The sequence below is a fragment of the Kitasatospora sp. NPDC093558 genome (assembly GCF_040683475.1).
GTDB lineage: Bacteria > Actinomycetota > Actinomycetes > Streptomycetales > Streptomycetaceae > Kitasatospora.
The window spans coordinates 1-1824 of the sequence record NZ_JBFBDY010000986.1 but is presented as its reverse complement, the minus strand read 5'-3'; the positions used below and the strand labels follow the sequence as shown (position 1 = coordinate 1824).

At 76.1% G+C, this 1824-nt stretch carries 3 protein-coding genes; all 3 read left to right on the top strand.

Translation table 11 applies throughout. From position 1 onward, the window contains the following. Positions 1-1235 (top strand): alpha/beta fold hydrolase (locus AB0O00_RS37675; RefSeq protein ID WP_363659200.1); only part of this gene is annotated, 1235 nt, incomplete at its 5' end. Positions 1236-1391: 156 nt separating this feature from the next. Next, positions 1392-1535 (top strand): VenA family class IV lanthipeptide, encoded by a 144-nt coding sequence (locus tag AB0O00_RS37670; protein WP_363659199.1) that lies wholly within the window; start codon positions 1392-1394, stop codon positions 1533-1535. A gap of 108 nt (positions 1536-1643) precedes the next feature. Then, positions 1644-1824: hypothetical protein (locus AB0O00_RS37665; RefSeq protein ID WP_363659198.1), on the top strand; the 181-nt coding region annotated here is incomplete at its 3' end.

Genomic DNA, 1824 nt, shown 5'->3' with positions numbered 1-1824 from the left:
ACGTCACGGGGATGTTCCTGCGGCCGGTGGCGCTGCGGCAGGCGGCGGACGGGCCGCGGGTGGCGGTGCAGATCGACCACGGGGCGGGGTCGGCAGTGGCGCTGTGGCGGCCCGCGGCGGGCCGACTGGACCCGCTGCCGCTGCCGCCGGGCCGGCTCGGCGCGGTCGCGCACTGGGGGGCGGCGGGGCTGCGGATGCCGTACTCGGCGCCCGATCACCCGGCGGCGCTGGCGGCGCTGGACGTGGACGCGCTGCTGGCGCACGGACCGGCGTCCCCGGTGTCCGGACCGATGCCGTTGCCGCTCCAACTGGCGCCGCTGGGTTCGGGTTTGCCCGGCCCGTGGCGGGACACGGTGCTGCCGTGGCACCCTGGTGGCGCGCGCATCTCCCGTACAGAGCCCGCTGGTTGGCGGCTGGACGGCAGCACGCAGCCCGGTGACGGCGGTCGCTGGCAGCCCGCGCAGAGCCTCGAACTCGCGGGCCCGGCCGGACCGTTGGAGGCCGTCGTGTACGGCGGTGACGCCTGGCTGAGCAGCCCGCACCTCGTCCTGGCGCTGCACGGCGGGCCGGCGGACGCCTGGCGGCTGGAGTTCGACCCGGCCCTGCAACGGATGGCCGCCGACGGCCTGGCCGTGGTCGCGCCCAACCAGCGCGGCTCCACCGGGTACGGAGTGGCGCACGCGATGGCGATCCGCGGCGCCTGGGGCGGTCCCGACCTCGACGACGTCCTCTACCTGCTGGACGGCCTCGCGGGGCAGCGCGCGGCGCTCGGTCTGGAGCCGCCGTCCCTGTTCGGCGTCAGCTACGGCGCGTTCCTCGCGCTGCGGGCGGCGGCGCACGCACCGGCCGAGCACGTGGCGCGCTGCGCGGTGGTCGCACCGTTCCTGTCCGGCGCCCGGCTGCTGGCCGAAGCGGCGCCCCCCGTACGGGCGTTGACCACCCGGCTGGGCGGCGGCGAGCACATCGTGGACGCCCGTGGGCCGCGCGACGTGCTCCAGCTCGCGCACCGCTTGAGTGCCCCGCTGCTCGTGGTGCACGGCAACCGGGACGAGGTCGTGCCGGTGAGCCAATCCCGTTCACTGCGGCACGAGTTGCTGCGGATCGGCCGGGCCGAGGGCGCGGACTTCCGGTACGTCGAGGCGGCCGGGTCCGGGCACGAGGTGCTGGCCGAGGAGGGCGCGGCCGTCCTGCACGAGTTGCTGGCCGCCTTCCTGCGTACCGGCCGGCCGGGCTGACCGGCCGCGGCACGCCCCGCACACGACACCCCACAGACTCCCGGGCCGCACGGCCCGGGGCACCACCCCGGCGCGGCGGACCGAGCCGCCCGGGGGCGATACCCGGCGCCCGCAGGCAGATCGCGGCGGGCGCACACCCAAGGGGAGGAACAGATCATGGAGAACATGGTGGACTTCGAGACCGACCTCGCGGCGCTCCAGGAGCTGCCGGAGAGCGAGTCCGTCGAGCTGACCGGCCACGGCGCCGGCTGCCAGTACACCTGCCTCATCCTGACCTGTCTGATCTTCACCATCAACTGATCACGGCAGCGCCAGGGTCCTCCGATGACCCACGGGCGCCGTCCCGCCTGTCCGGACAGGCGGGACGGCGCCGTCCTTTTCCCTCAACTCTCCTGTAGGAGTTCTCACTTGCCCCGCCCACTCGACGGACCGACCCTCGTCCTGGGCCTCGCGCTGCCCGTCGAGGCCGCCGGCACGCTCGCGCTGCCCGCCGTCCTCGCCGGGGCCGTCGACGCCGTCCTCGGCGGTGCGGACCGGTCCGCGACCGGCGCGTTCGCCCTGCTCGCTCTCACCCTGGGCACGGCCGCCG

Bases quoted from the DNA above. Each gene is read 5' to 3' on its own strand.
- AB0O00_RS37670 (WP_363659199.1), top strand. From the start codon at position 1,392: ATGGAGAACATGGTGGACTTCGAGACCGACCTCGCGGCGCTCCAGGAG.